Source organism: Prevotella sp. SGI.167 (assembly GCF_050313615.1).
Lineage (GTDB): Bacteria > Bacteroidota > Bacteroidia > Bacteroidales > Bacteroidaceae > Prevotella.
Genome location: NZ_JBNPLT010000172.1, coordinates 1 through 204 on the forward strand (window position 1 = coordinate 1; position 204 = coordinate 204).

The 204-nt window shown below is 42.6% G+C and carries 1 protein-coding gene; it reads left to right on the forward strand.

The window, feature by feature from the left end; translation table 11 throughout:
- Window positions 1-204 (forward strand): transposase (locus tag ACQRBJ_RS16380; RefSeq protein WP_445304276.1); only part of this gene is annotated, 204 nt, incomplete at both ends.

Consider the following 204-nt stretch of genomic DNA (forward strand, 5'->3'; position numbering starts at 1 on the left):
CAGGTATAACCTTTGTTGATTCAACCATGATACCAATATGCCACAATCTCAGGCGTTATGCCAACAAAGTGTTCAAAGGCATTGCCACAGACGGAAAGGGAACAATGGGATGGTGTCATGGGTTCAAGCTACATCTGGCTTGTAATGATAGAGGTGAGATAATTGCTTTTGTTCTCACTGGTGCAAACGTTAGCGACAAAGATT